This window comes from Alkalicoccobacillus gibsonii (assembly GCF_016798245.1).
Taxonomy (GTDB): domain Bacteria; phylum Bacillota; class Bacilli; order Bacillales; family Bacillaceae_D; genus Alkalicoccobacillus; species Alkalicoccobacillus gibsonii.
This window is the reverse complement of record NZ_JAEUZA010000001.1, coordinates 123,516-149,538: the sequence shown is the minus strand read 5'-3', so window position 1 is coordinate 149,538 and position 26,023 is coordinate 123,516. Positions and strand designations below refer to the sequence as shown.

The window sequence follows — 26,023 nt, the reverse complement described above, 5'->3', positions numbered from 1 at the left end:
ATAAGGGTGATTAATATGATATTTACTCTCACTTCAGCGGCACTTATCTATAATGACGATGGACATATCCTATTAAAAAAAGATCCCAATCGGGGATGGGAGCTTCCTGGGGGACACATAAATGGAAATGAAAGTCTTAAAAAAGCTGCGATAAGAGAAGTTAAAGAAGAAACAGGCTTTGATGTGAACATTCATTCTTTTTCTGGGATATCTTTTGAACAATCAAAAGCTGTCTTTAATTATTTTTGGACAGGTAAAATAATAGGTGGTAAACCAGCTCTAAACTCAGAGAGCCTAGAGATTAGCTTTTTCAGTTACCAACAAGCTCTTTCAATTATGACTAGCACAGTTTTTAAATATGAATTAATACTTTGTGTTAAAGTACCTGGGTTTTTTATCACATTAAACTAACATAGTGTAATATAGAGAAATGTATAAGATATCATATTAGATTAAAAACAGAGGTGCATGATTATAACCATTTAACAAGATCATAATAAAGATACACATCCTCATTCTTTATCCAGAGTAGAAACCTATCGTACTAAAAGCAAAGCTAAACGAAACAAATGGTTAAGATGGATTGGAGTTTTTCTTTTCTTTTGGTTTGCTGTTGCAGTTTCCTATTATTCTGCAAAATATTTGCCTAAAGAGAGCGGAACCGTCCTTTATTTTACAGGTATATTTATTAGAGGAACACTCACTACACTATTTGGTTTAATGGTATATTTAACCCTCCAAAAGAAATAAGTAATACAATATAAAAATCCTTCTGGTTATTCAAACTCAATCGTTTCTCTTGTCCTATTTGCTGTCTCTTCACCAAGCAGTCTCTCAACAAGATGAAGAGCCATATTCATTCCAGAGGAAACACCAGCGGACGTGATAATTGAGCCATATCCTTTAGAACCGAAATATCTGGATAGGATCTCTCCATTAGTTTTATCGCGGCACGATTCGTTGTCGCTTTTTTCATATCTAGTAAACCTGTTTCAGCTAACACAAGTGCTCCAGTACAAACTGAAGCAATTAAGGTATGTTGGTGTGTTTTAATCCACGCTACTATTTCTTTTATTTTCATAACTGTTTGTATTGTTTTTAAAGTCCCACCAGGAACAATAAGAATATCGAATGTCGGGGCTGTTTTAAAACTAAATTGAGGAGAGATCTCTAAACCATGATTTGCTACGATGCTTTTGCCATCAAATGAAACACTATGTACATTAAAAGGTTTGTGATCGAGATGACTAGTTAAAAGCTTCTTCAAGTCTTTCTCATGAAACGTTGTCATATTAAAGACCTCGTAAGGACCTACAAAATCCAGTGCATCTACTCCATCAAAGAGAAGAATACCAACTTCGTATGTTTTCATTGATTTGCCTCCAGCTATTCATATAGGGTCAGCTTGTTATTTCTCATAACCTACCTTAATTTTCTCCCAATCTATTGCACGTTCCATTCTCTTCTCAGGCTCCTGCAATGGCGTAAATCCAAACTGTTCATATAAGCCATGAGCATCATTTGTCCCTAAGTTAAATCGAGTTCCACTTAGCTTTGGGTGTTCCACGATCACACTGACTAACCATTTACTCAACCCTTTCCCGCGAAATTCTGGAAGAATAAAGACATCACATAACCATGAAAAGCGAACAAGATCTGAGATCACCCTGGCAAAGCCAATTAGTTTAAGATCTCCTACTTTCTCATCATTCACATAAACCCCATAACAAAGAATTGAATTCTGAATGGCCTCAATGATCAATTCCTTTGGTGTATCGTACGCCCACCAGTACGAATCAGTTGTTAGAAAGGTATGAATGACCTCAATATCAAGTTGGCTTTTGTCCGTGGTGATAAGAAATGGACCTTTTGAGTGGATTTGTGGTTTCATCGATTTAACGTCCCTTCAACTAGATATGAATAGAGTTTATCGTCGACTTTGTTTTCAAGGACTAAGTCCATATGTACAACGTCAAGCAATCGACCATCTTTCCCCGGCATTTTTGTATCAACTGCACTATCTTTTGCATAATGAGCCTTACCTAAGTAATAAAAATCTGTTCCTTCATCGTTATCTTTCTTAACAAATAAATGCAAATCAATATTGGTCTTATTTGCTTCCATGATTTCGATTACTTCTTTTGATGCTTTAGTCCGTCTACTTCGTGTACTCCACCTTAAGACTTCTTGGTTTAAGAATTCCTCGTTATAACTAATGCTTTCATCAATATCCTCTTGTTTGTGATACGTCACAAAGATAGGACATGTTTGATGCTTAGTTTTATAGCCATAAATGGTTGAGCTTTCATCATTTTCCCAGTTTAATAGCTTACAGACATCCTTACGCGAATATTTCTCATATAAGGTTAGCGACCGATGATTGGTATACTTTTTATTCTTAATGCGAGCACTACTCAAAATATCATTGATTAATTGGTAAAAATATGAGTTTGTTGATATACAATCATGAACTCTTTTACTAAAGGAATACTCTCCGTTTAAAGTAATAACAACCGGTTCTTCTCCGTATTTTTTACGATACACTTGAGCATGAAATGTTAAATCTAAATGCCTTTTAACAGATTGCAACGTTTGATCATCAGTTTTTAAATCATTTGTGAGAAGTGTCTGTTTAAATTCTGAGTGAGCTACACTTTCATTCTTTAAAAGCAATTCAAGTAGTATCACTTCATGCAACCTTTTTCCATTTAAGATCTCCTGAGAAAGCATCGTCAATACTTCCTTCTCATATTCACTAATAAAAGGTGTGTTTTCCTTCATCCTTGCTAGAAATTCATAGTAATTACTTTTTCCAACTAAAACCTCAGGATCTACAGAATGGTTCTCTAGAAAATCTTTAAGATATGGTATTCTTCCTAAGCGATTTTTTAGTTCAATATATGCTTCTTTTAATATTTTTAAAGTAGATAATTTGCTTGCATCAATCGCTTGAAAGATTTTATTTTTGGCTATAGCCTCAAAATTTATTGAAGATACACCTTTGATGTAGCTTGTGTCTTTGGTCTTCCTTCTTATTGTATCTTTGTTTAAGGACTGATCACCTGACAATGCTATTGGAATGAGATAATTTGTTTTATAATTTCCTATAAAATCAATAATCGTCACGAACTCTTTTGAATGATGTTTTCTAAGTCCTCTTCCAAGCTGTTGGATAAAGATAATGCTAGATTCCGTCTGGCGAAGCATCACCACCTGATTTACACAAGGTATGTCAATTCCCTCATTAAATATATCAACTGTTAGGATATAATCGAGTTCTCCTGCTTCAAGTTCTTTTACTCTTCGTTCGCGCTCGCTTTGAGAATGTTCACCAGTTAGCGCTGCCGTTCTGTACCCAAATGTATTTAACGCACTTGATAAAGAATGCGCTTCCTCTTTACGACTACAGAACATAAGACCATGAAGACGATTCCCTGAATAACCGTAATAATTTATTTTGTTAATTACGTGCTTCACGCGTTCTTCGGTTGTTAATTGATTAATGGCACTTGACTCATCTATGACCAAACCATTAATTTCAAGCTCAGTTACTCCAAAGTAATGAAACGGGCAAAGCATCTCTTCTTCAAGTGCCTCTTGAAGACGAATTTCATACGCTACATTGTAATCAAATAGCGCATAAATGTTATAATCATCACTTCGCTCAGGAGTAGCGGTCATACCCATCAGAAAAGAAGGATTAAAATGATCCATGACTCTCAAATACGAAGAAGCCCCAGCTTTGTGGACCTCATCAATTAAAATATAATCAAAAGTACTAGAAGAAAATTGATTTAACATATCATGCTTTGAGATTGTTTGTATGGTTGCAAACAGATACTTTTTCTCTAAATCTTTTGAATTTCCACTTAAGACACCAAATTCTTCATCAAGCCCACCAAGCACTCGTTTAAAATCTTCTTTTGCTTTATGTAATATTTGTTCTCGATGTACAATAAACAACATTCTCTTTGGAGCAAATCTTCTTACATCAAAGGCTGATAGATAGGTTTTTCCTGTTCCTGTAGCTGAAATAATTAGACCTTTACGTTTGCCTAAGTTTCGCAGTAATTCAATTTCCATTAATGCTGCTTCTTGCATTTTGTTCGGCTCAATACGGAGTGCTTCTTCTAATGGATTTAAGTATTGTCCTGGCATTTCAATAACTTGTTGAATTTCTTGACGCTGTTTTTCTAATGAGTATCTTTTCTCATAATCTTCAATCCAGGACATGGTTAAAGTGTGAGAAACATTCCAAACATCTTCAAATTGATCTTTAAAATGATGAATAATTTCTCCATCTACATGAGAAGTAAGTTTTACATTCCATTCATAATTAACTTTTAACGCATGGGCTGTTAAGTTAGAGCTACCTACAATCAAAGAATAATGACTATCCTTCTCAAAAATATACCCTTTTGCATGAAATCCTTTGAGACTAGTTAACCTCACTTCTATATTTTCAATTTTCATTAGTTCCCTAAATATTTTTGGCTGGTTGAAGGTCAAATAAGTCGATGTTAATATCCTACCTTTTACTCCTTTTTCTTTTAAGTCCCACAAAACAGACTTTAATGTGGCGAGACCACTTTCAGTGATAAAGGCTACGGAAAATATAAATGATTGACTGCTTTCAAGCTCACTAACTAAAGTATCTAGTACGCTTTTACTAACATTAGTATGGTTCACTAACAATTGTGGATGGTAGGTTGTAGCTTTTGTGTGATGCTGATTGACAAACCCTTTATGTAAAGATGCCTCTAGATTCTCTAGGAAATTATACATATTCACCCTGCTTTACTTTGGTTTTAAATTTATGCCATCTTAGCTGTAATCTTTTTAATTGCAGGAATATCGGCTGGTGCCCAATCCAAATCATTCAATTTAGAGGCAGGCAACCATCTGATTTCGTTATGTTCAGTTAAGACAGGCGTCCCCTTTATCAGTTCGCAATAAAATGTTGTTAAATGAACGATTCCAAAGTCATATTCATATACAGTTGTTTCAATTTTATCGTTTATTTTTATTTCACAATTCATTTCTTCTTTAATTTCTCTTGTTAGCGCTTCTTCTGGTGTTTCCCCCTCTTCAATCTTACCTCCAGGAAACTCCCATTTAAATGGTAGTGATTTTGAATCACCTCGTTGTGCACATAAAACAAGATGTTCTTTAACAATAACAGCTCCAACAACATAAATATTTTTCTTCATAATTCACTCTTCCTTTTTTTCAATTTCGTTCACTCATTTTAACATATTAATCCATTCACTATCGCACAGAAAAACAAAAAACGAATGAACCATATGGGGCTCGTTCGTCTTCAAAATGATATGATTTATTTATTCCCAGTCCCAATCATCTTCATCTATATCTTCATCAAATTCGTAATACTCTTCGTCTTCTTCGTAAAATTCATTTTCATAATCATACTCAAATTCATCTTCGTAGTCGTACTCAGCGAAGTCCTCATAGTAATCTTCCTCACTATACTCAACATTCACTCCTTCAAACACACTCTCATCTATCTCCTCATCAAATAAATCATACTCAAGCTCATTCAATTCCTCATCATAGAGAAATTCGTCGTTATCATAGTCAAAGTAATAGTCATCTAATTCATGTTTGTCTTCTTCCCACAGTTGGTCAATGTAATCCCAATCAAGATCTTCATTAAACCCGTAGCTAGAGTAATCAATATCAAACACATTATATTCGCTGAAATCATATAAACCATAATCCATGTAAATAAAGGATTGCAGTGAGTAATTTAACTGAGTCATATCGATGATTGAGAAATCTAAGTAAGGATAAACATAATAAAGGAAATCATTCGTTAGTTCAAAGTGTTCATCATATAAAAGATTGTAATTAAAGGTGTTCATATCAACCTGGGTAAAATCTTGACTCATCGTTATTCCTTGTAATTTCTCAGTTGCTTCTTCATTTTCCTTCGCTTTAACCTTTACCTCTCTTTCAAATGATTTATCATCTTCTAACGTGCTTACTTCAGTATTAGGTTGGCCAATTTGGATTGTACATGCACTAAGAATGAACGCAAGACTTACTATGAAAACAAAACTAGAATACTTAATTACCTTCACTTCGCTCTCTCCTATCTACCTATCAATTTATAAATATATTAAGTATGTTATAAACAACTACTTTAATCAATAATTAAAGGTAATTTATTCAAAAATAATCCTTTTACATACAATATACAGTCTATAAGTCCCTTGTATAAAGAAGGATTATCCTCACAAAAAAAGAGCCTACCTAAGTAGACTCCATCCCATCACGTCCCACAAAATGTTCGATAATCCTTACCTTCATCACCTGGTCCATGCTTATATGCTTCTTGTTCAGAGGTGTATGCAAAGGGATCGTTTAATACATGAACGAGTTTATTTAATACTGAATAGTCCCCATCCTCAACAGCAGCGTCTAATGCTTCCTCCACGCGATGATTCCGTGGAATGATTGCGGGATTGTGCTGCTTCATTAGTTGTAGAACTTCTTCTGTTGTTTGTGGTTGACGAGTCAGTCTTTGTTTCCAATAATTATGCCATTCAGAGAATTCTTTTGAACACGAAAGCGCTGGTTCTTCACTGAGATCATCTAATGTTAAAGCTCTGAATGTGTTTGTGAAGTCAGCCTCTGCTTCTTCCATTATCTTAAGAAGCTGATCAATTAACTCTTGATCACTCTCTTCAATGGTACATAAGCCAAGCTTCTTACTCATACCTTCATACCAATAGTTTAAGTACGTGGTTTTAAATGTAGCTAGCTCTTCTTGAACACTCTCAATTGCTTTATCCTGGTCTTGATTGATAAGTGGAAGAAGTGTTTCAGCGAATCGTGCCAAGTTCCAATTTGCTATATACGGTTGGTTTCCATATGCATATCGTCCTTGAACATCGATTGAGCTAAAGACTGTGTCTGGTTTATACGTATTCATAAACGCACATGGACCATAATCAATCGTTTCTCCACTAATCGTCATGTTATCGGTATTCATGACCCCATGAATAAATCCAACCAGCTGCCACTTGGCAATTAACTCTGCCTGACGCTTTAAAACGCTTCGATAAAAGGTAAGGTAAGGATTCTCTGCTGATTCAAGAGCAGGATCATGACGACGGATGGCATAATCGGCTAGTTTCTTTAGCTCTTCCACGTTTCCTTTTGCTGCTGCGTATTGAAAGGTGCCCACTCTCAAGTGACTGGAGGCGACCCGTGTCATAACAGCTCCTGGTAAGCCAATTTCACGAAGAACCAGCTCACCTGTCGTTACAACAGCAAGGCTCCTGGTAGTAGGAATACCTAAGGAATGCATCGCTTCACTGATCACGTATTCTCTTAGCATTGGTCCAAGAGCAGCCCGCCCATCTCCACCTCTCGAGAAAGCTGTTCGTCCGGACCCTTTGAGCTGAAGATCAAAACGTTCTCCCTCAGGTGTGATTTGTTCACCGATTAATAGAGCTCGTCCATCACCTAACATCGTGAAATTACCGAATTGGTGCCCTGCATACGCTTGAGCAAGTGCGTGGCCACCTTCAGGAATGGCATTACCTGCAAATACATTGACTTGCTTGTCTTCTTTTAATTGATTCGCGTCTAAGCCAAGCCACTCTGCAAGACGCTTATTTAGCACAACTAAATCAGGTTCTTCCACTACATTTGGATTCAATTCACTATAGAAATTTTTTGGTAATTGGATATACGTATTATCAAAATTCCAGCCTACGTGATGCTTAAGATCTTGTTTAGGCATTTAATCCCCTTCTTTTCAATGAGTTACTGTTAGCTTAACAGGTTTCCTCCTTACAATTCACACATTCTGGCTTATTATCCTTAATTGTCTGTTATACTAAAAAGACAAAAATAAACAGAAATAGTAAAAGAAAGCTCCCGCTACCTAGTTCCAACTTTGCACGTGTATATTTTTCATGCTTCCATGAATTAATACCTATTGCAATAAACATAATTGAAAGGCCGAATGAGGTGATATAAGCAACAGGAAATGAATTCTCATCTGCATAACTACTGTAGATAATCAAGATCGTTATAAGTGGTATGCCAACTACTAGTCGAATGATAAGATCTCTTTTACGCCATTGATTCATTTATTTCACACTCCCTTAAACGAACAAATGAATAAAAAACAATAAAAAAGGGTGATACAATGTCTTTAGGTCGAATCTATTTAATTTGTTTAGGTCTAGCTTTGCTTTCAGTCTTTATCGCTCCACCTAGTCGATATGTAACCGAACATATGACAACCATTTCGTACGGCTTCCCCGTTCAGTTTATGGATTATCATAGCTTTGAAGGAGAAGAACCAAAAAGGTGGGAGCTATTTACCTTTCATCGTTTTTCTTTTCAATTAGTTGAATGGCTGCTTTCAGGTGCAGGATACTTTTTAGTCTATGCCATTATTAAATTATTTAGGGATAAGTTCAGAAAGGACAGAGAGGAAACTGTTTAATTAAGTTGATGACAACTTTCCACGTTTTTCTTCAATGAACCGAAACCATTCTCGGTTATCTGTAAAACCTGAAAAGAAGTTCCAGTTAATCATTAGATAATACTTCTGCTGAGTGGTTTGAATGATTAAGGGTTCACCCTTTGTAAAGAAACCTAGCCTTATATCATAATTCGTTGTGAACCTACTAAAATTCTTATCATATGCACATGAGATTGAGACAATATCTTGTAAATGAATATTGACCCAATTTTCTATGAGTAATTGATCTTCACTCCATTCAATTGATCCACTATATTGAAAACGAAAGCTTGGATGGATTCTTCCACCTACCATTTTTGAGAACGTGGTGTTCTGTAAGCTTTCTGCGGTATCACCAAAGTACTCTGCCTTCATTCGTCTCACTCCCAAAAGAATCACCTTCTATGACTACTTACGTATTGTGGAGTGAGAGTGTTTCACTTTTTGAATAGATATTTATTACTACCTGGACTTTGCTTGATCTCGTTCCAGCCTTCGATTGCATCTTCCCGGCTTTTTCCCTTATTCGATGGATCCGAAAAAAAGTCTCGTATGTACTGATTGTATTCAAACTGTGACGAGATTTCTTTTTTGTAAGTTGGATCTTTTTTTCGCTTTTCTTCCTCATACCAACGTTCAACCACATCACGATACGTTTTTCCTGCGTTTGTTTTGAAATATGTTTGGATCGTTGTAGAAAAATGAAAGGAATGAATCACTGATTTAAAGAAAGCTCGCACCTCTTGGCTACACCGGTGATCTTCTGTAATAATCGTATCCAAGCTTAATTCACTTGTGCTCACCGTTGCTTTACTTACACTTGCCTTTCTTTGCGGCTTTAAGATTTCTCCTGTCTTTAAAAAATGTTGAATACGACCTGAGATTTCCTGCTTAGATCCAGAAGCACTTAGCCCATGTTCTCTACAAAGCGTTTGCAACTCTTCCTTGAGCCAATAGTATTGTTTGAATTCTTCTGCTAGACAACCTCTTGTTAATTCAGGTCTCATTGAACCTCTCCTATTCTATTAATCCATTCCCTAATTTTATCATAAGTGGTATAAATAGAGTGAACTCTAAATAGGGAGAGATGCGTGATGTATAAAATTGTTTTCTTTGATGTCGATGGAACATTAACAGATCCTATAGATGGCTCAATCCCTTTAAATACACAACATACGATTCGTGCATTAATTACTAGCGGAATTCAAGTTGTTGCAGCCACCGGACGACCTTTGTCTATGTGCAACGAATTAATTAGCCTAGGCATTCAGACGTTTATCACTGCTAATGGCGCGTACGCAAAACATAAGGAAACAGTAATCCATAAAATTGTGGTGTCCCCTACGATCATAAAAGATGTCTGTGACTATGCAAGAACTCATCATTCTGGTCTATTGTTTTTTACTGAAGGGTTAAGTATGAACGAGATTAAAAATGAAAGAATTCAAACAGCGCTGTATGAGACGTTATTGTTAAAAGACTACCCAGAGCATGATCCAATGATCCACGAAAAAGATGTATACTTAATGTGTTTATATGAAGAACAAACAGGCAGCAAACATTTTGAGGAGAGGTTTCCAGAGCTTACATTTAGTCGTTGGCACCCTACTATTTGTAATGTTCTTCAAGAAGAAGTTGATAAATCAATTGCGATAGAGAAGATTCTTTCTCACTTTGGACTTGATGCGTCTGAGGCCATCGCTTTTGGAGATGGCTCAAACGATATTGAGATGATTAAAACAGTCGGAACCGGCATCGCAATGGGGAATGCTAACGAACAGCTAAAGTCAATTGCTGACTTTGTGACTAAGTCCTCAATAGAAGATGGAATCACCTTCGCTCTACATAAATACAATGTATTACCAGTTTAGGAGGACTATTATGGAAGGTACACTACTAAAGATCACAGAACAATTAAATAAATATAATATAAAATGGGCAGTTGGTGGCTCTCTAATGCTCTCCATTCGAGGTCTTGAAACCACTCCAAATGATATTGATTTGTTAGTATCAGAAAGTGATGCTCCTATCCTTATCCAAGTATTAGAAACACTAGGCACAAAACTATCTTCCAAGTCTAGTCATCCTCACCTTTTTTCTACTCATTTTTCTCAGTTTCATGTGAATGGAGTAGGCGTGGACGTTATGTCTAACTTTGGTGTCAAACATGAAACAGGTATGTATGTTAGTCCCCTGAATGTGGAAACATCAGAACAACTCCCATATCCACTCAGTTCACTTGAAGACTGGTACGTTCTTTATCTGCTTATGCCGAACAGAGAAAGTAAAGCAGCTTTAATTGAAGATTATTTTTACAAGCACGGCGTATCAAAGCCATTTCTATTAAAACAGGCACTGATTCAGCCGTTACCTCCCTTAGCGACAAATAGAATTCATGAAATGCTTACTCTGCCGATGAACTTAAATGCTCGTGAATAAGCTTCCATTTATTATCGGTTAATATAAAAACATTTGTCGCTCTTCCACTACCAGATATAAATTCTCCGTTAAAATGACCCTGGTAGTGGTACGTGTAGATATAACTGGCACTATTTGAATCTTTTGTGAGCCAAACAACATCTTCTGCTCGATACACTTCATCCGGGATCGCCTTCCAACTGCGTTCAAAATACAATTCGATATCTTCTAGGCTAGTACATGTTTGATCACTGAACCAATATACAGCTTCTGGGTGCAAACACTTCGCAACCTCTTGAAAATTGTGCGTATTTGTTGCATCTATGTATTTCATAAGTGCAAATTCAACCACAATTCCTGCCCCCTTTTATGATAACCATAGCTTACTGAAATCAAGATGCCCGTATGAATGATGACTAGCGTTTTTAATAATTGGATCTAATTTTCTCTTTATAACTGGATGGTATAAAAAGACGATGTGAGATCCTTCCTTTAAAAATAATTCAATATCAATAATCGTTTGTTCTCTCACTTGATACGAGGTAGATTCTTCAAATATGTTAATCATATGATGCAGTTTATTTTTTTCTTTTTCTTGGAGGAAGGGCAAGAAAAAAAGTTGCTCATTTTTAAACATACTTAAAAAAGATAAATGCCAATCAGCAGAAAAGACCACTTTCATGAAGAGAAGATCTACCGCACTCATGATCGTGGGTTCGTAGAAGTGCTCATGAGCAATCGGATTTAGAACCAAGTTTATGCCAAATTCCTGTGCTTCCTTTATCAACCACAGTGCTTCTCTTTGAGTTAATTCATTGTTAAGATAGCCCACTTTTAATTCTTCTCCACAATAAGTAGATTGCCTCAACAAATCTGGTATGATCTGATTCTGTTTCACTATCGGCGTTGATCGCAGCTCACTAAATGTACTGGCTTCTTTCACATCAAAGGATAAGTCTGCTGCTAATTTAGAAACATCTAGTAGATGGTAAATAGCCTCTCTCAGAAACGTATTCTGTAGTAAAGAATTTGATTGCTGATTAAATAGTAAACTAACCACACACATATCGTGAACTGAGTACTCTTCAGGCTGGCTCGTCTGCTCAGGAAAATGCTGTAAATAAATACTATTTTCTACAGATTTTGAAATCGTGTGAAAATGCACTTCATCAATTAACGCTCGCTCTTTAAAATAATGCTCGAATGCTTGTAATACTAACTTTGTCCTTGTCCTTTCTTTAAGCATAAAAGGCCCAGATCCTATCCACTCGTACTCATTAAATAAGTTAGTCTCAGGCAATATAACCAGAGTTGGAGTAGATAGCATTTGCAAAAAGAATGCATTCTTTTTCTGCAGATGAAAGCTGACTATAAAAGGTGACTCTGCTTTGACTTCCATTATAGAATCAACAAGCCAAGAATAACGTTTGCTTTCTTGAAGTCTATGAATGGTATATACAACATCTGCACTACTTAACTTTTCCATGTTATGAAAATAAATATTTTTACGAAGATAAAAAGTGTAGTTCAGGCCAGATTGATCTACATGAAAATGGTGCGCCAAATGCGGGACAATCCGGTTCTGCTCTATGTCATAATGAACAAGTGTGTCACCGAGCTGCTTGATTAGGTGTACTTCCAGGGCAATAGCTGAAAGCGATGGATCAAGAGATGTAATTTCACGTGATTTAAAGGTATAAAGAATGTCTTTAGACTCTTCACTTCGCTTAAAGCCTAATAATTTCTGAAAATCTGCAGAAACATCAATGATCCATGTTTTAGGTATAGGCAATCTTAAGATAAAGGCAAGCTGATCCAGATTATTTGTTTGTACACACTTATTTACATAGTGCTCAACTTCCAATCTGAATGATTGATGAAATGTTAATACAGAATAATGTCCCCGACCTTTGCCTGGCATGTATTGAAAGTAACCCTCAGATTCCAGCTGCTTAAGAATACGTTTAACGTTCCTCCTCGTACAAAACCATAAGCCTTCTAACATATCGTGTTTAAAAGGCACGGATAACTGGTCCTCTCGTTCATAAAAAAACGCTCTTAGTTCTAAATACTTCTCCTCCACGTACCTCACCTTCCTAAAAGGGGACATCAAATCCTTATCTCTGGTCTTTTTACCTCTTTTCAAAAAACTGATAATAAAATCAAACAAAAACAGATGATTGGGGAGATGTTAATTGAATAACAAGAACTATATTCTCTATTTCTTTGTAACAATTCTGTTCAAACTAAGTGACAAAATGTATGTTATCGCTATTCCATGGTTAATTTATGACCTTACACAATCCTCTGTTAGCACAGGACTTATGTTTTTTGTACAAACATTACCTCTCATTTTTATTGCTCCGGTTGCCGGCACTCTCGCTGACCGGTTTTCCAGAAAGAAGCTTATGGTCTATAGTGCATTGGTTCAAGGAAGCTTAGTACTTTTCATACCGCTTTTACATCAATTTAACCTTCTACAGGTTGGATTTCTTTATCTTATTGGCTTTCTAATTGCAAGTGCAGGTGCTTGTTTTAATGTGACAAACAGTACAATCATTCCTCAATTATTTAAGAAGGAATCATTAATGCGTGTAAATTCTCTTTTTCAGATCATCGATACCAGTTCTGTTTTATTCGGAAGTATAGCAGCAGGTATTCTTATAAGTGGAATTGGAGTGTATTCATTATTTTTTGTCCTCGGCATAGCCTATCTTCCGATTGTGATCTCGTTGCTTTTGCTTTCGATGCTACATTCATTTAGTCCTAATAGTAAAAAGACAAGCTGGCAATCCCTTAAGGAGGGAGCAAGTTATTTATGGACCCACCCTATTCTACGTTCATTAACCTGGCTAATCTTCATTGTGAATATCGCAAATGGATCGTTAGTTAGTATGCTTGTCTTTTATTCTCGAGATGAAATCGGTGTCACTTCTACTGAATTAGGTTGGATTTACGCAGGTGCTGGAATTGCACAGTTTGTTGGTATCTTATTAATAAATGTTGTGAAGTCTTCAAGAAATACGTTAAATGCAATGGTGGTTGTTTTGTTTGTTAGTGCAATCGGCATTATCCTAACAGCTTTCAGCTGGAATTGGTACAGTTTAATGATCTGCATTTCCATACAAAGTGCACCAGTCATTGTGTTTAATGTGCTTAATAAAACATTTAGACAACAGATCGTTCCTGCTAATCTATTAGGAAGAGTGAACGGTTTAGTAATGATGATTGGACTCGCCTCATTGCCTTTGTCCGGTTTTTTTGTAGGGCTTCTTTCAGAAGTCGTAAATATAAGATGGATATTCTTATTATTAGGTATCTTGTCATTAATAACGGTTATTCAATTTAGAAGAATAGGGAACAAACGAAAAATCAATTCTTCAATTTCTGAATCTAATTGATCATCATAACAATCTAGAGACTTAATGGAGTCATTCATCACCTTAAGTATCTAAGCTGTTTTACCCTTTTCTAGCTTTCACAATAAACGTTGGGGGAAGTATAGCTGCTTTTTGAGTGGCATACCATTTACTTGGATCGCCTTGATTACTCTCTTCAGGAATGTGCACATCATCAATAATCTTTTCTACTTTAAATCCACATTCAATTAAAGTGTTTACATAGGTACTAAGTTTAATGTGATGCGTAATGACGCGGTCAGGCCACGCTTCATTCCACTCAGGTCCTTCCTCGAGATAAGATTTGTGAAGGATATAGTCGCCATCTTTATATGTCACTCGATCGTGCATTGGATGCTCCCAACTAAATATGAATAAGCCGTTTGGTTTCAAATAAGAAAAGATGTTCGTGAGGGTTTGTCTTAAATCAACTGTCCAACCTAGTGCATAGATTGAATACACAATGTCAAAATAATTTGTTGGTACGCCTGGATTTTCTTCCATTGGAGACACAAATAATTGAGAAACCTTTTGTTCCTTTAATACGTCACGAGAGGTTATGATTTGTTTTTCCGATATGTCGAGACCCCACAATTCCTTTGCTCCTTGCTGCGCCATATAATACAAGGAGTGACCACTGCCACAACCAATATCCAACACCTTTTTCCCTTCAATTACATCAAATAAGTGCAATTGATCTTCACGATATGCATGAGGCCCATATTCAGGTAAGGCTGTTCTTCCAAAAAAACGTTCAGCTGACCGTTCCCAACCTGCCTTGTTCACTTCTAATATTTTCTGTGCATTTTCCATCCTTGGCTCTCCCTTAGTTATAGTTTCTTTTCAAATACAACTCGATCACTACCTGCTCCGTCGTAATTTGTATGTACTTCTATCCCATCTATCAATTCATCACCCGAACAAATTGTGAAACCCATTCTTTGATGGTAGGCGATCGAGCCCTTATTTTGTGGCGATGTAATGCAACGTACGATACTCCGCTCTTCTTTTTGAACCTTCTGAAAAAAATGACGATATAGCGTCTGTCCTATTTTTTGCTGGCGATAGTTTGGATGAACACCAACAAAGTGGATATAGGCTTCACATGGGTGAGCTTGGGAAAGAAAACCAACCAGAAACCCTACCATCTCTCCATTTTCTTCTGAGATAAAGCTTGTTTGATTAAAATGGTGGAAGAACAAGGCTCGCAGCATATGCGCCATCTCTCTTCCTCCCCACCACTCGTTTAAAACTGAAATGATAGGTTGTTGATCACTGATTTGTAATGTGCGAATCTTCACTTCCACTTCACCTCATAAAATGGTAATTTCATATTCTTTTCTTAATTGATTTAAACGATCTGTATGTGATTCGGCTTGTTGTGACTTTGACATAGATTGACCTTGAATTAACGGTAAACGGTCATATACTTTTCCTTTTTTGACATGTAGACCTTCAGATGAGCAAATGTCTGACACCTGAATACGACTAGGTTCAAATAATAGTGTATGAATGATATTCTGAGCTTTCTGACTGGGTGATTGTAAAAGCGTAGCGGTCAACTGAGCATCTATTAAAAACGAAACATCATCTGCCACCGATAACTGGTGTAGGTGAACCGCCTCACTAAGTAGCCGATCAACTGCTTTTAACAAAGGAGAATGCATCATTTGATGATCTTTAAGAATAAGGTCAAGAATCCACTCTGCCGTTTGAGCATCCGTTGAGATTCCTTCATCAGTACATGAGAGTTTCGAGAGTAAATCAAATGAACATCCATTTAGCTCACCCATCATATATGAATCTCTAATAAAACTATCTAAATGATCCAAACCTAAGACATCATTTGCTCCAGTTAATGGCGATTGTTTATTTAGTAAGTCGCAAATTTGGTTAGGGGTCGAACCTGCTTTATGTAAAAGTGTTTGGATTTCATCACTTTGAATATAGGTTTCGGTAAGCTCGTGGTGATTGTAGCCAAGCGTTCGCTCTATGGCATGAGAAAAAGGCAAGTGGCCAATGTCATGCAATAATGCTGCCGCTCTGAGTTCATTCCAATCGGGAAAAAAGTGGGCTGTCAGTTTCCAAACACCTAATGTATGTTCCAAACGCGAATGTGTAACAGAAGAAACAAAGGAACCGCCACCATAATGCGCTAAGTGTTTTAATCTTCGCACATAGGATGACTGCATTAAGTCAACTTCCCAATAAAGGGGGGTGACGTCTGGATAAAGCGGTTCATATGAAAGAATCATTTTCATCTCCCTTCGCTATCTTTAAAAATGTAGAAATGCCTCTGAATAAAGGATTTTCTCTATAAATTCAGACTTTTTCGTACGATATTTGTCCATCGGCTGACCGTTGTATGCTTTTTTGAGTTGATTATACTCCTCTTGTATCGTAGGGTTCGCTTTAAAGAATTCAGTTACCTTCCAAAAATGGTCAATCTCTGAATTAATTACGGTTAACTGAACACCGATTGGTAACTCATCTTCGATCTCAAACGCACTGAAGAAAGATGTCTGAGAGCTACCTGTGTTTAACTCATACCTTGATAACAATAAACGTTTGGCTTCAAGAAAGTTCTTTTGCTTCACTCTTATTTGAAGATCAATATCACCTTTTGTTAATGCATTAGGTACAGCCGTACTGCCTACATGATGAATCTCTGCATTCGGTATCAACTGTTGAATCTGAAGCGTATGCTTCTGAACCATACGCTTCAGTATCGTTTGATCTACCGACTTCAGTTTAAAGGTTTCCATTTCATTAACCTCACTTTAATTTCGGTACGTGAAATTTATAATGTTAAGCTCCTGTAAATGAAAATTGAAACTTCATGGGGTCCCCTAATGTCGCTCCAGACGCTTGATCTGTTGGGGCATCTGTTAACCCATAAATTGAATAGATGTCGCCTACATTCGCTCCATCCATCATATAAAACAACGTAATATGATGTTCCGTATACGGCTGAAGATCCCCGTATCCTCTACCGGATCCACTAAACATCTCATTCGCATAAAAAGACTGGCTTCCAGAATCTAACCTTGTATTATCAAGATAAAATAAGACTGAATCCTCACTTGAATTTGTCACAATTGCATCTAATTGAATGTAACCGACGTTTTCTCCTGCAACCCCAGCTAGACTTGGTTCTGTGATCTCTCCACTAATTTTGCTCGCACTCTTTATTTGCACTTGAATAGGACCAGATTGTAGCGTTTGAATATTCTTAAGGGATGCTTCAACGGTAAACGTTCCAGCGTCTGTTTGAACAGTGGAACCGGTTGATCCATCTACGGTTAGTGCACCTCTAGTGTGATGAATGGTTTCATAGGTAGGCTTTTGTTCTGGTTCTGGTTCTGGTTCTTCTTTTGACTCTATTTCTTCCTCAGTTTCACTTTCTTTTTCAACCGCTTCTGAAGTTGAATTCTCTTCAGGTTCTTCCTTTACTTCCTTCTTCGTCGCAACATTCTCTTCAGTCTCTTGTGTACTTTCTACTTCAGTCGCTTCATTGCTTTCTTCTTTGTTTTCTTCCTCTTCATTTCCTGTTTCCTGTAGGTCTAGCGACTCCTTTTGATCCGTAGCGAAGATCTTTGATTCGTAATTGGTAGCAGATAAAGACTCAGCTTCCTGGTCTCCACATGCCGCTAGTATCCCTGCAAAAACGATCAGTGAAATGATCGAACGTTTCTTCACGTTTTCGTCCTCCTTTTATCTATTATAAGAGTAACAAATGATTCCACAATTTCTCAAGAAAGGATTTTCGTTGATTTCACAGTCACCCAACATTCTTAGATCCATTCTTTTGGGAGATAATAGACTGTTCATCTAAATTCATCCTATTTGTTGTTTGTCTAGATAATATGACAAAGTACAAAAAACAGTCCTGCATTCAGAACTGTTCTTTGTACTTTGTCACTTAACAATATATTAGCTATTTAAAAAATAGCATTTGCAATCAATAACAAGATTAATGATGTAACCCAAGCGATCGTTGTAGGTACTGACCAGACAAGAATTTGTTCCTTCGTTTGCTTAATACCAATCGTACGGTTTACTACCCAGAATAAACTATCGTTAAAGTAAGAGAACAACATAGAGCCAAGTGCAGCTGCTTGAGCGGCTAGAACCATATTTACATCAAGACCTGCAAGAATTGGTGCTGAAATGGAAGCAGAAGTAATCATCGCTACGGTTCCACTACCTTGTATTAACCTTACTAAACTAGCGATAACAAAAGGTAGTAAAATTGCCGGAATTCCCGTATTAACAATAATCTCAGCAATATATTCTCCCACACCCGTTTCTCTTAATACAAAGCCTAATGCGCCCCCAGCACCTGTAACTAGTAATACGATACCCGCTTGTTGAATTCCTTCTTCCATGCGATCTAACGCATCTGAGCGACGAACGTGACCAAATAGACCATAAATCGCAACTAACACAGCAATCCCAACAGCAATAAGTGGTGAACCAAAGAACTGAATATACTCAATGACTGGACCCGTCATGTTTAATGCTGCTGTCGTGGTATTTAGAAAGATTAAGATAAGCGGAACAACAATTGGTGCGGCTGATCGGAATAAAGAAGGGAGGTCTTTGCTTTCTTTTTCATTCATCCAATCTTCCACAGTTATTTCTTTCTCTGGACGTACCCAACCTAGTCCATCTTCACTTGGAAGCTGATAAATTCGTTTACCTAACCACTTAGCGTATAACACCATAACAAACACAATAGGAATAGCGAATAACATACCAGATAAAATCATTAAACCAATATCTACATCTAAAATCCCAGCCACACCAAGTGGACCTGGTGTAGGAGGCACTGCACTATGAATAACTACTGCTCCTCCAGCGAGGGCAACGGCAAGTGCAACAATAGATTTTCCACTTTTCTTAGATAACGCTTTTGCGAGTGGACTTAGAATGATATATGCCGAGTCCACGAAGATTGGAATAGCCACAATATACCCTGTTAATGCCATAGCCCACTCTTCTTTTCTCTTCCCTAAAACTTTTACGATGGAATAGGCTAATCGTTCGGCCGCACCTGAAACTTCTAATATACGACCCATCATTACACCAAAACCAATGACAACCGCAATTGATCCAAGTGTGGAGCCAAACCCTTGTGTAATTGCATCAACGACTGCAGGCGGTGCCATTCCTCCCACTAATCCTGTAATAGATGCTGCAATAATAAGTGCTAAAAAGACATGAACTTTTGTTTTGACTACTAGAAAGATGAGGACCGCAATTGCAATCACAAGACCAATAATCATCTGTGTACCCGACACGTCCATTCTACTTTCCCCCTTTAGTAAGCGCTTTATTTTTCCATTTATAACAAAGCCGCATGAGCGGCTTTGTAAAAATACCTATGCATTTATGAAATGTGGTGCATATTTTGCAGCAAGTTTAATCGCTTCTTCCATACTGACAGAGCTTGCAATTCCTTCTCCAGCAATATCAAAGGCTGTTCCGTGGTCTACCGACGTTCTTAGGAAAGGAAGCCCGTTTGTAATGGAGATGGTACGATGGAAATCAGTCATTTTTGCCGCAATATGACCTTGATCATGGTAGAGAGAAAGCACAGCATCATAACGGCCATTTAAAGCTTGATGGAAAACTGAATCCGCTGGAACTGGACCAACTACATCTATTCCATCTGCTTTAGCTAACTCAATTCCAGGTCTAATTTCATCCACTTCTTCGTATCCGAATAGTCCATTCTCTCCACTATGTGGGTTTAATCCAGCAACAGCAAACTTACGATTTTCAACCCCTAGTTGCTTAAGTGCAGCATCACAGCGGATTAGGTAATCATGCACTCGTTCTTTTGTCATTTGACCAATTGCATCCTTTAAGGAAAGATGACGAGTAAGGAAAAAGATACGCATACTTAGAACTTCAAACATTGTTAGTGGATCTGCCACATCTGCGAATCCTGCCAGCATTTCAGTGTGACCAATGTAAGGAACTTCAGCGGCTTTTAATGATTCTTTATTAATTGGAGCTGTTGCCATTGCTTGTGCTTGATTCGATTGGCATAGCTCGACTGCATATTTAATATAGTCAAACGCTGCTTGACCACACTCTCCGTTTACTTGACCAAGCTCAAAATTGTTTAATTCTCCTAGATGGATAACATCGATTGTTCCATATTCCCCAACAGCTTCATGCACTTCATTTATTTGATTAATTTTTAAGTCTGCTTTCTTTACCGGAAGCATCTTTGCTAGTATGTCTGCATTTCCGACAACTACAGGTGTACAAATATCATAAATCTCTTTCTTATCTAATGAACCGACCGTAATTTCAGGTCCAATTCCTGCAGGATCTCCCATTGTAATTGCAATAACTGGCTTTTTCATAAAAAATCTCTCCTTTTTACATGGTTGCTTTTGTTTGTACAAACTTCACACACTCATAGATGGCTTTTTTATCTCCTATTAATCCACCTTTGGTTACAACAGGTAGTCCATCAAAATATCCACCCTCAAAAGTTCCATAAGCTGCAAGCGGCATCACTTCATCTTTCAAGGAAATCCCATTCGCACGTCCGAGAGCACAAACAGAAGCGGTAACATCTCCACCACTAGTGAAGCATCCTGCGAATGTTAACTTTTCATTGGTTAATAGTTTTCGGCTGATCGTTGCTAGACCATCCGTAATGCGCTTAGCCAAAGCATCACTACTTTTACCTTCAAGACGTGCCTTAGCTTTCAGATCGACAAGATCCTGTCCCGGTTTATGACTAGTAACAATTAAAACATGATCAACTAATGCTTGTTTAACTGCTTCCTCCGTTGCTCTCTCCACTTCTAATTCCCAAGTCTCTGTATAGCTTGCTAAGGGCTCTGGATCTACATAAACAGGCGTTGAACCTGTTTTTTCAATTAAATACTCTAATTGTGAACCAGTTAAACTTGTCGCACTTCCTACCGAAACAAGAATCGTCGCCTTTTTCACATGATCCTTTGATAAAGCTCGTGCATAACTCGCCGTTAATGGACCAGGATCTGCACATAAAATTTGTCTTTGAGACTGTGAAAGCGCCTCTGCTATATCTTCAATTTGTTCATTTGTTACAGCATCCACAACAACTAACTTACATTCGTTTGTGATTTGTTCTTGTAAGGAGGAAAGAAAGGATTCTTTCCCATCCATCACAGCACTCAAGCCAATATATCCGACCTTATGTTCTGACTGTGCTGAAATAAGATCTGGTACAAAGGATTTAGTAATGGGAGCAATAGGATCCTTAGAAACATAAGTTTCCTGCAAGGGAACGCCATCAAGTAATAAGTATCCTCCGGTCGTAACCCTACCTGAATCGGGAAAGGAAGGAATAATAATTGAAACGGCATCTTTCTCCATATGGCTAAGCATTTCATCAATTTCCTGTCCAATGTTTCCACGAATCGTACTATCAATTCGCTTTGTAAAAACAGTCGCTCCCCAGTTCTTCAGCTGGTTCATTGCTTTTGATACTCTTTGTCTTGCCATCTCTTTTTCTAGATAGCGACTATCTGTATCCATAATAACCACATCTTGATACCCACTGGCAGGGAGCTGTGCACTGTGAACAATGGTCGTTGCTTGAAAGCCTTGCTTCACTAACTTTACTCCAGATGCATTTGCTCCAGTTAGGTCATCTGCAATTACACCTATTTTCATAAAACGTCCTCCTGATCTACAAAGGTGCCTTCAGTCTAGTTTGATGAAATAAATCTAACTCTTCATCATTCAAACGATCATCTGTCACAATTCCTTCTACTTCATGTAATTCGCACACATGTGCAAAAGATTTTTCATTAAATTTGCTTGTATCACATACTAGCCATGTTTGTTCTGCAGCCTCGATCATCAGTTGTTTCATTTTTGCCTTCTCTAATGTTGGAGCGGTTACCCCTACATTTTGATGAACAGCATGAGCACCCAAAATGAACAAATCAACGTGTATACTGCGCAATAAATCATAAGCATGCGCTCCATACAACGCTCCTACCTTCGACTGCACTTCGCCCCCTGTGACGATACAGCGAGGTTTCGCATCAACGAGTTCAGCTGCGATCTTAATATCATTTGTGATAATCGTTAAATCATCACGATCTTTCAACAACCGAACTAACTCAAAAGTAGTTGTCCCTGAGTCAACTAATATCGTTGCTCCATGTCCAATTAAAGAAAGGGATTCCTTAGCAATCGATCTCTTAGCATGTAATTCTTTTGTTTCTTTGTTTACATAAGGTGTTTCTTTTACTAAAGCTTTTGGCAGAACAGCTCCGCCGTGCGTTCGAATCAATTTTTGTTCTTCTTCTAATAGCGCTAAATCCCGACGCACTGTCATATGAGAAACCTGCAATGCTTCGGTCAGTTGATCAATCTCAACTTTTCCATTTTCTTCAACTATTTGCTGAATCTGATTTCGTCTTGTTTTAGGATCCATGTTCGTTTTTCACATCCTATAGTGTTAATTTACAACACAAATTGACACTAGTCAACAAAATTATGTTTGTTTTGAACAAAATTATGTGTTGTTTGATTTATTTTAACATAAAAATGAGTGAAAACCCTGTGAAATAACAACATTTCACAGGGCCAGTTCTATTTTCAACTATTTCGTTTCCTTTCTTACTTAATAAGAAAAATATTGATTTAGATATCTGATAGCGCATATACATGTCAAATAAACGAAAAACGAGGTGCTGCATGACAAATAAACCAGCTTCGCTAAGTTCTGGCGATACAATCGGAATTGTTACACTCGGAAGTCCACTAGACCCAGCCATTATAAATACACGAGCTGAATATCTACGCACTTTAGGATTTAACGTAGTATTCGGTGATTACGTCTTTGCACAAGATGGATTTCTTGCAGGAACACCTGAACAGCGCGCAGCTGATCTTTTGAGTATGTTTAGTAATCCAGATGTTAAGATGATTTTACCTAGTCGAGGTGGCGTTGGGGTGGCAGGGATTTTACCCTATCTTGATTTTGAGGTGATAAAGGAGAACCCTAAGATTCTAACAGGATATAGTGATATTACGGTCTTACAAAATGTTCTCTATCAATACGCCGATCTTTTAAGCTTCCAAAGCCTTTTACTTATTGATTTTAGACCAACCACACCTACCTACAACTTTGATCAGTTTTATGGAGCTGTTTCTGCACCCGTTCCTAGCAAACTCCTAACGAATCCACCTGATACTCCTTTATTCAGTCTTGTACCGGGTAATGTAACTGGTGAATTGATTGGCGGAAACTTAACTTCTTTTGTAGATACGCTTGGAACAGAATTTGAGATTGACGCAAAGGGAAAAATACTTGTACTTGAAGAAACTCATGAACCAATTAATACAGTCTATCGTTACATGAGTCATTTAAATGCAGCAGGTGTTTTTAATGATGTGGCCGGTATCATCATGGGAGAATGTACAAATTGCGAAGAGGCTTACGGAGTTAGTTACAATGAACTTATTCGTCGTTTTCTTGTTCCGCTCGGAAAGCCTTTAATTACAAATCTTTCATCTGCTCACGGCTACTACAAAGCATGTGTACCCATTGGCGCAAGTGTAAATATGGATGCGGTGAACTCTATTATTACGATTCTAGAGCCGACTGTCACTTAAATTAATTCATCCTCAGTCGGCTGTTTCCATTCAGTCTTTACTAATCCATATAACGTATGATCAACAAACCGATCGTAGAGTTTCTCAGCTTGTCGGATACAGCCTTCGTTCGCAAAACCAAGGCGTTTTGGGATCTTCTGACTTCTAACATTATGAACGGCTACACGAATCTCAACTCTGTTTAGCTCCATCTCGTTAAAGGCATAGTGAATTAATTCTCTTACAACGGCAGTCATCCAGCCCTTCCCTTCATATTCAAACCCTAGCCAATACCCTATTTTTGCAATTTGGTTTGTCCAATCTACCTCATTAAATCCAGCTACACCAATGATGGTATGATTGTACTTAATGGCGCCGATTAAACGTGTTTGTGCCTCACGATCCATGTTGGCAAATTCAATAAATTGTCTTGTGTCCTCCACTCGTTGGATGCGATCAACCCACGGCAACCATTTACGCAAGGACTCGCGAGACTCATCCGTTAATTCAAATAAGGCCTGTGCATCTTCTATAGTAAATGGGGTGACACTTAGTTGATCTGTTATATGTAGCTTCATCTATTTGCTCCTCTCCGTTAAATCTTAAGAATTCCTTCACCATTCTCCGCACAAATTAAGTAAGCTAATGCGTTTACTGCAATAGCCAATGCTTGCTCATCAAAGTCAAATAATCGATGGTGATGTCCTGCTGTGAGCGGTGTCCCGTAAATTAGATATGCCGCTTTTCCTCCTGCTTGTTGAGTAGCTCTCATCATGTAAGTCACATCCTCTGACCCATTTAATTTAAGCTCAGGAAGAATGTTCTTAACTACAGTGCTTTGTGCTAATGCTTTTGGAATCTGTTCAGACCAATAGGAATCTGTTTCTGCTGTTACTCCTTCTCCTACAACCTTTACCTCAGCTTCGACACCGTACATTGAAGCTGCTCCCTGAATCCGACGAATGGCCTCCTCTTTCATATACTGATTTTCAATCGTCGTCGCTCCTCTTGTTTCAAGCTGAAGCGTTGCATCTCCCGGAACGATATTCCTGCCAGTTCCAGCTTTTAAGGAGCCTACGTTTATTCGTGTAGCTCCTTCGCCATGTGGAGCAATTGAATGAAGTGCTAAAGCCATTGATGAAGCAGCAAGGAGCGCATTTTTGCCCTCATGTGGACTCATGCCAGCGTGCGCCGTTTTCCCATTAATCTCTACGTCAAGCTTTGATGTAGCTAATATGCCTGTTGTTCGTGCAACAATGGTCCCTATTGGCAAGGATTTAATTCCTAAATGGCCACTTAAAAAAAGGTTGGCGTCTTTTAGCCATCCTTTAGCAACCATTGCATTCGCACCTCTGCTTCCCTCTTCAGCTGGTTGAAAAAGCAATGTGTACCGACCATTTAATTGGTCCTTATGTTGATGAAGGAACCTTGCTATACCTAAGCCAATTGCCGTATGACCATCATGACCACACGCATGCATCATCCCTTTGTTACGTGAACGGAATCCTTCTTTACTCGGAATATGAGTGTGCTCATTTGCTTCTTCGATTGGAAGCGCATCAATATCAAATCGTAAAACGATATGGTTTCCCTTGCGTCCAGTATCAAGCGTAGCTACTACACCCGTATGGCCACTACGGATTTGATTGAGAAAAGCCTCAGGAACTCCTTGCTCCAATGCCCGCTTTTCATGCTCCTCAAGCGTTTCTTGTGTCGGCACACCAAAACGAGATTTTGTATCCAGTACATCTTTGCCAATATGTAACGTAAAATCAAGTGTTTGTAGTTTCTGATAAACAAAGTAGGTTGTTACATATTCACAAAAACCCACTTCCGCATGTTGATGTAGCTCTCGTCTCCAGGCCTTTAATTCAGGTTCAATCATACCAGTCCATGTGTGTAATATGTGTCTCAAGACCTGTAGTCTCCTTTACTGAGTAAGCTTAGGTTCTTATATAAATGGAAAAATAAAGTCTTTTAATCAGAGTATAGCATGTTTCACAACCATTCGTTTGTTAGCTTTATGAATGTATTCTATTTTCTGATAAAAGGATAAAAAAAACCTGTGAAGGATCTCTCACAG

The 26,023-nt window shown here is 37.8% G+C and carries 28 protein-coding genes; 6 read left to right on the top strand and 22 right to left on the bottom strand.

Annotation, left to right across the window (positions count from 1 at the left end; genetic code table 11):
- Positions 1–15 precede the first annotated feature (15 nt).
- A complete protein-coding gene (locus JNO66_RS00810) occupies positions 16–411 on the top strand; it encodes an NUDIX hydrolase (RefSeq protein WP_203086316.1) in 396 nt (131 codons plus the stop codon).
- A gap of 445 nt (positions 412–856) precedes the next feature.
- Here JNO66_RS00810 and JNO66_RS00805 read toward each other — a convergent pair whose 3' ends face one another.
- From JNO66_RS00805 to JNO66_RS00775, 7 genes are all read right to left on the bottom strand, one after another.
- Positions 857–1,372 carry a DJ-1/PfpI family protein gene (locus JNO66_RS00805; RefSeq protein WP_246483142.1) on the bottom strand — a complete coding sequence of 172 codons (516 nt, stop codon included), beginning with the start codon at positions 1,370–1,372 and terminating at the stop codon, positions 857–859.
- A 36-nt stretch (positions 1,373–1,408) separates the two neighbouring features.
- Positions 1,409–1,891: a GNAT family N-acetyltransferase gene (locus JNO66_RS00800; protein WP_203086315.1), complete on the bottom strand. Its 483-nt coding sequence runs from the start codon at positions 1,889–1,891 to the stop codon at positions 1,409–1,411.
- Positions 1,888–4,785 (bottom strand): DUF3427 domain-containing protein, encoded by a 2,898-nt coding sequence (locus JNO66_RS00795; protein ID WP_203086314.1) that lies wholly within the window; start codon positions 4,783–4,785, stop codon positions 1,888–1,890. The genes JNO66_RS00800 and JNO66_RS00795 overlap by 4 nt, the downstream gene beginning before the upstream one ends.
- A 29-nt stretch (positions 4,786–4,814) precedes the next feature.
- Positions 4,815–5,210 carry a (deoxy)nucleoside triphosphate pyrophosphohydrolase gene (locus JNO66_RS00790; RefSeq protein ID WP_203086313.1) on the bottom strand — a complete coding sequence of 132 codons (396 nt, stop codon included), beginning with the start codon at positions 5,208–5,210 and terminating at the stop codon, positions 4,815–4,817.
- A gap of 129 nt (positions 5,211–5,339) precedes the next feature.
- Positions 5,340–6,101, bottom strand: coding sequence for a hypothetical protein (locus JNO66_RS00785; protein WP_203086312.1), 762 nt, complete (start codon positions 6,099–6,101; stop codon positions 5,340–5,342).
- A 191-nt stretch (positions 6,102–6,292) separates the two neighbouring features.
- The gene (locus JNO66_RS00780) at positions 6,293–7,771 is read right to left on the bottom strand and encodes a protein adenylyltransferase SelO (protein ID WP_203086311.1); all 1,479 of its coding nucleotides are present in this window, start codon (positions 7,769–7,771) and stop codon (positions 6,293–6,295) included.
- Positions 7,772–7,862: 91 nt separating this feature from the next.
- Complete coding sequence (locus JNO66_RS00775; RefSeq protein WP_203086310.1) at positions 7,863–8,123, bottom strand: hypothetical protein; 261 nt, start codon at positions 8,121–8,123, stop codon at positions 7,863–7,865.
- A 59-nt stretch (positions 8,124–8,182) separates the two neighbouring features.
- Here JNO66_RS00775 and JNO66_RS00770 point away from each other — a divergent pair, with 59 nt between their 5' ends.
- Positions 8,183–8,485, top strand: a complete 303-nt coding sequence (locus JNO66_RS00770) for a hypothetical protein (protein WP_203086309.1) — start codon at positions 8,183–8,185, stop codon at positions 8,483–8,485.
- Here JNO66_RS00770 and JNO66_RS00765 read toward each other — a convergent pair whose 3' ends face one another.
- Together JNO66_RS00765 and JNO66_RS00760 are read right to left on the bottom strand one after the other, a co-directional pair.
- On the bottom strand, positions 8,486–8,878 hold the full coding sequence (locus JNO66_RS00765; protein WP_203086308.1) for a hypothetical protein: 393 nt from the start codon (positions 8,876–8,878) through the stop codon (positions 8,486–8,488). It lies immediately after the preceding gene.
- A 62-nt stretch (positions 8,879–8,940) separates the two neighbouring features.
- A complete protein-coding gene (locus JNO66_RS00760) occupies positions 8,941–9,510 on the bottom strand; it encodes a DUF6434 domain-containing protein (protein ID WP_203086307.1) in 570 nt (189 codons plus the stop codon).
- An 84-nt stretch (positions 9,511–9,594) separates the two neighbouring features.
- On the opposite strand from JNO66_RS00760, the gene JNO66_RS00755 reads away from it, so the two are divergent.
- Together JNO66_RS00755 and JNO66_RS00750 are read left to right on the top strand one after the other, a co-directional pair.
- On the top strand, positions 9,595–10,374 hold the full coding sequence (locus tag JNO66_RS00755) for a Cof-type HAD-IIB family hydrolase (RefSeq protein ID WP_203086306.1): 780 nt from the start codon (positions 9,595–9,597) through the stop codon (positions 10,372–10,374).
- Positions 10,375–10,384: 10 nt separating this feature from the next.
- Positions 10,385–10,942, top strand: a complete 558-nt coding sequence (locus JNO66_RS00750; RefSeq protein ID WP_203086305.1) for a nucleotidyltransferase domain-containing protein — start codon at positions 10,385–10,387, stop codon at positions 10,940–10,942.
- On the opposite strand, the gene JNO66_RS00745 is transcribed toward JNO66_RS00750, so the two are convergent.
- Together JNO66_RS00745 and JNO66_RS00740 are read right to left on the bottom strand one after the other, a co-directional pair.
- A complete protein-coding gene (locus tag JNO66_RS00745; protein ID WP_210340784.1) occupies positions 10,908–11,255 on the bottom strand; it encodes a YybH family protein in 348 nt (115 codons plus the stop codon). The genes JNO66_RS00750 and JNO66_RS00745 overlap by 35 nt on opposite strands.
- Before the next feature lie 33 nt (positions 11,256–11,288).
- Positions 11,289–13,004 carry an ABC transporter substrate-binding protein gene (locus JNO66_RS00740; RefSeq protein ID WP_203086304.1) on the bottom strand — a complete coding sequence of 572 codons (1,716 nt, stop codon included), beginning with the start codon at positions 13,002–13,004 and terminating at the stop codon, positions 11,289–11,291.
- Between the two features lie 112 nt (positions 13,005–13,116).
- On the opposite strand from JNO66_RS00740, the gene JNO66_RS00735 reads away from it, so the two are divergent.
- On the top strand, positions 13,117–14,322 hold the full coding sequence (locus JNO66_RS00735; RefSeq protein ID WP_203086303.1) for an MFS transporter: 1,206 nt from the start codon (positions 13,117–13,119) through the stop codon (positions 14,320–14,322).
- A 60-nt stretch (positions 14,323–14,382) separates the two neighbouring features.
- Here the strand turns inward: JNO66_RS00735 and JNO66_RS00730 are convergent, their stop codons facing one another.
- From JNO66_RS00730 to JNO66_RS00690, 9 genes are all read right to left on the bottom strand, one after another.
- Positions 14,383–15,132, bottom strand: a complete 750-nt coding sequence (locus JNO66_RS00730) for a class I SAM-dependent methyltransferase (RefSeq protein WP_203086302.1) — start codon at positions 15,130–15,132, stop codon at positions 14,383–14,385.
- A 17-nt stretch (positions 15,133–15,149) separates the two neighbouring features.
- On the bottom strand, positions 15,150–15,620 hold the full coding sequence (locus JNO66_RS00725) for a GNAT family N-acetyltransferase (RefSeq protein WP_203086301.1): 471 nt from the start codon (positions 15,618–15,620) through the stop codon (positions 15,150–15,152).
- A 12-nt stretch (positions 15,621–15,632) separates the two neighbouring features.
- The gene (locus JNO66_RS00720) at positions 15,633–16,574 is read right to left on the bottom strand and encodes an HD domain-containing protein (RefSeq protein WP_203086300.1); all 942 of its coding nucleotides are present in this window, start codon (positions 16,572–16,574) and stop codon (positions 15,633–15,635) included.
- Positions 16,575–16,595: 21 nt separating this feature from the next.
- Positions 16,596–17,084 carry a GrpB family protein gene (locus JNO66_RS00715; protein WP_203086299.1) on the bottom strand — a complete coding sequence of 163 codons (489 nt, stop codon included), beginning with the start codon at positions 17,082–17,084 and terminating at the stop codon, positions 16,596–16,598.
- Between the two features lie 43 nt (positions 17,085–17,127).
- Positions 17,128–18,018 (bottom strand): hypothetical protein, encoded by an 891-nt coding sequence (locus JNO66_RS00710; RefSeq protein WP_203086298.1) that lies wholly within the window; start codon positions 18,016–18,018, stop codon positions 17,128–17,130.
- A 242-nt stretch (positions 18,019–18,260) separates the two neighbouring features.
- Complete coding sequence (locus JNO66_RS00705) at positions 18,261–19,628, bottom strand: GntP family permease (RefSeq protein ID WP_203086297.1); 1,368 nt, start codon at positions 19,626–19,628, stop codon at positions 18,261–18,263.
- A gap of 75 nt (positions 19,629–19,703) precedes the next feature.
- A complete protein-coding gene (gene pdxA / locus JNO66_RS00700; protein ID WP_203086296.1) occupies positions 19,704–20,699 on the bottom strand; it encodes a 4-hydroxythreonine-4-phosphate dehydrogenase PdxA in 996 nt (331 codons plus the stop codon).
- 16 nt (positions 20,700–20,715) lie between these two features.
- Complete coding sequence (locus JNO66_RS00695) at positions 20,716–22,005, bottom strand: four-carbon acid sugar kinase family protein (protein ID WP_203086295.1); 1,290 nt, start codon at positions 22,003–22,005, stop codon at positions 20,716–20,718.
- 16 nt (positions 22,006–22,021) lie between these two features.
- The gene (locus JNO66_RS00690; protein ID WP_203086294.1) at positions 22,022–22,777 is read right to left on the bottom strand and encodes a DeoR/GlpR family DNA-binding transcription regulator; all 756 of its coding nucleotides are present in this window, start codon (positions 22,775–22,777) and stop codon (positions 22,022–22,024) included.
- Positions 22,778–23,040: 263 nt separating this feature from the next.
- On the opposite strand from JNO66_RS00690, the gene JNO66_RS00685 reads away from it, so the two are divergent.
- A complete protein-coding gene (locus tag JNO66_RS00685) occupies positions 23,041–23,961 on the top strand; it encodes a S66 peptidase family protein (RefSeq protein WP_203086293.1) in 921 nt (306 codons plus the stop codon).
- On the opposite strand, the gene JNO66_RS00680 is transcribed toward JNO66_RS00685, so the two are convergent.
- Positions 23,958–24,518: a GNAT family N-acetyltransferase gene (locus JNO66_RS00680; protein WP_203086292.1), complete on the bottom strand. Its 561-nt coding sequence runs from the start codon at positions 24,516–24,518 to the stop codon at positions 23,958–23,960. The genes JNO66_RS00685 and JNO66_RS00680 overlap by 4 nt on opposite strands.
- A 17-nt stretch (positions 24,519–24,535) precedes the next feature.
- Positions 24,536–25,855 (bottom strand): amidohydrolase, encoded by a 1,320-nt coding sequence (locus JNO66_RS00675; protein ID WP_246483140.1) that lies wholly within the window; start codon positions 25,853–25,855, stop codon positions 24,536–24,538.
- Between the last annotated feature and the right edge of the window lie 168 nt (positions 25,856–26,023).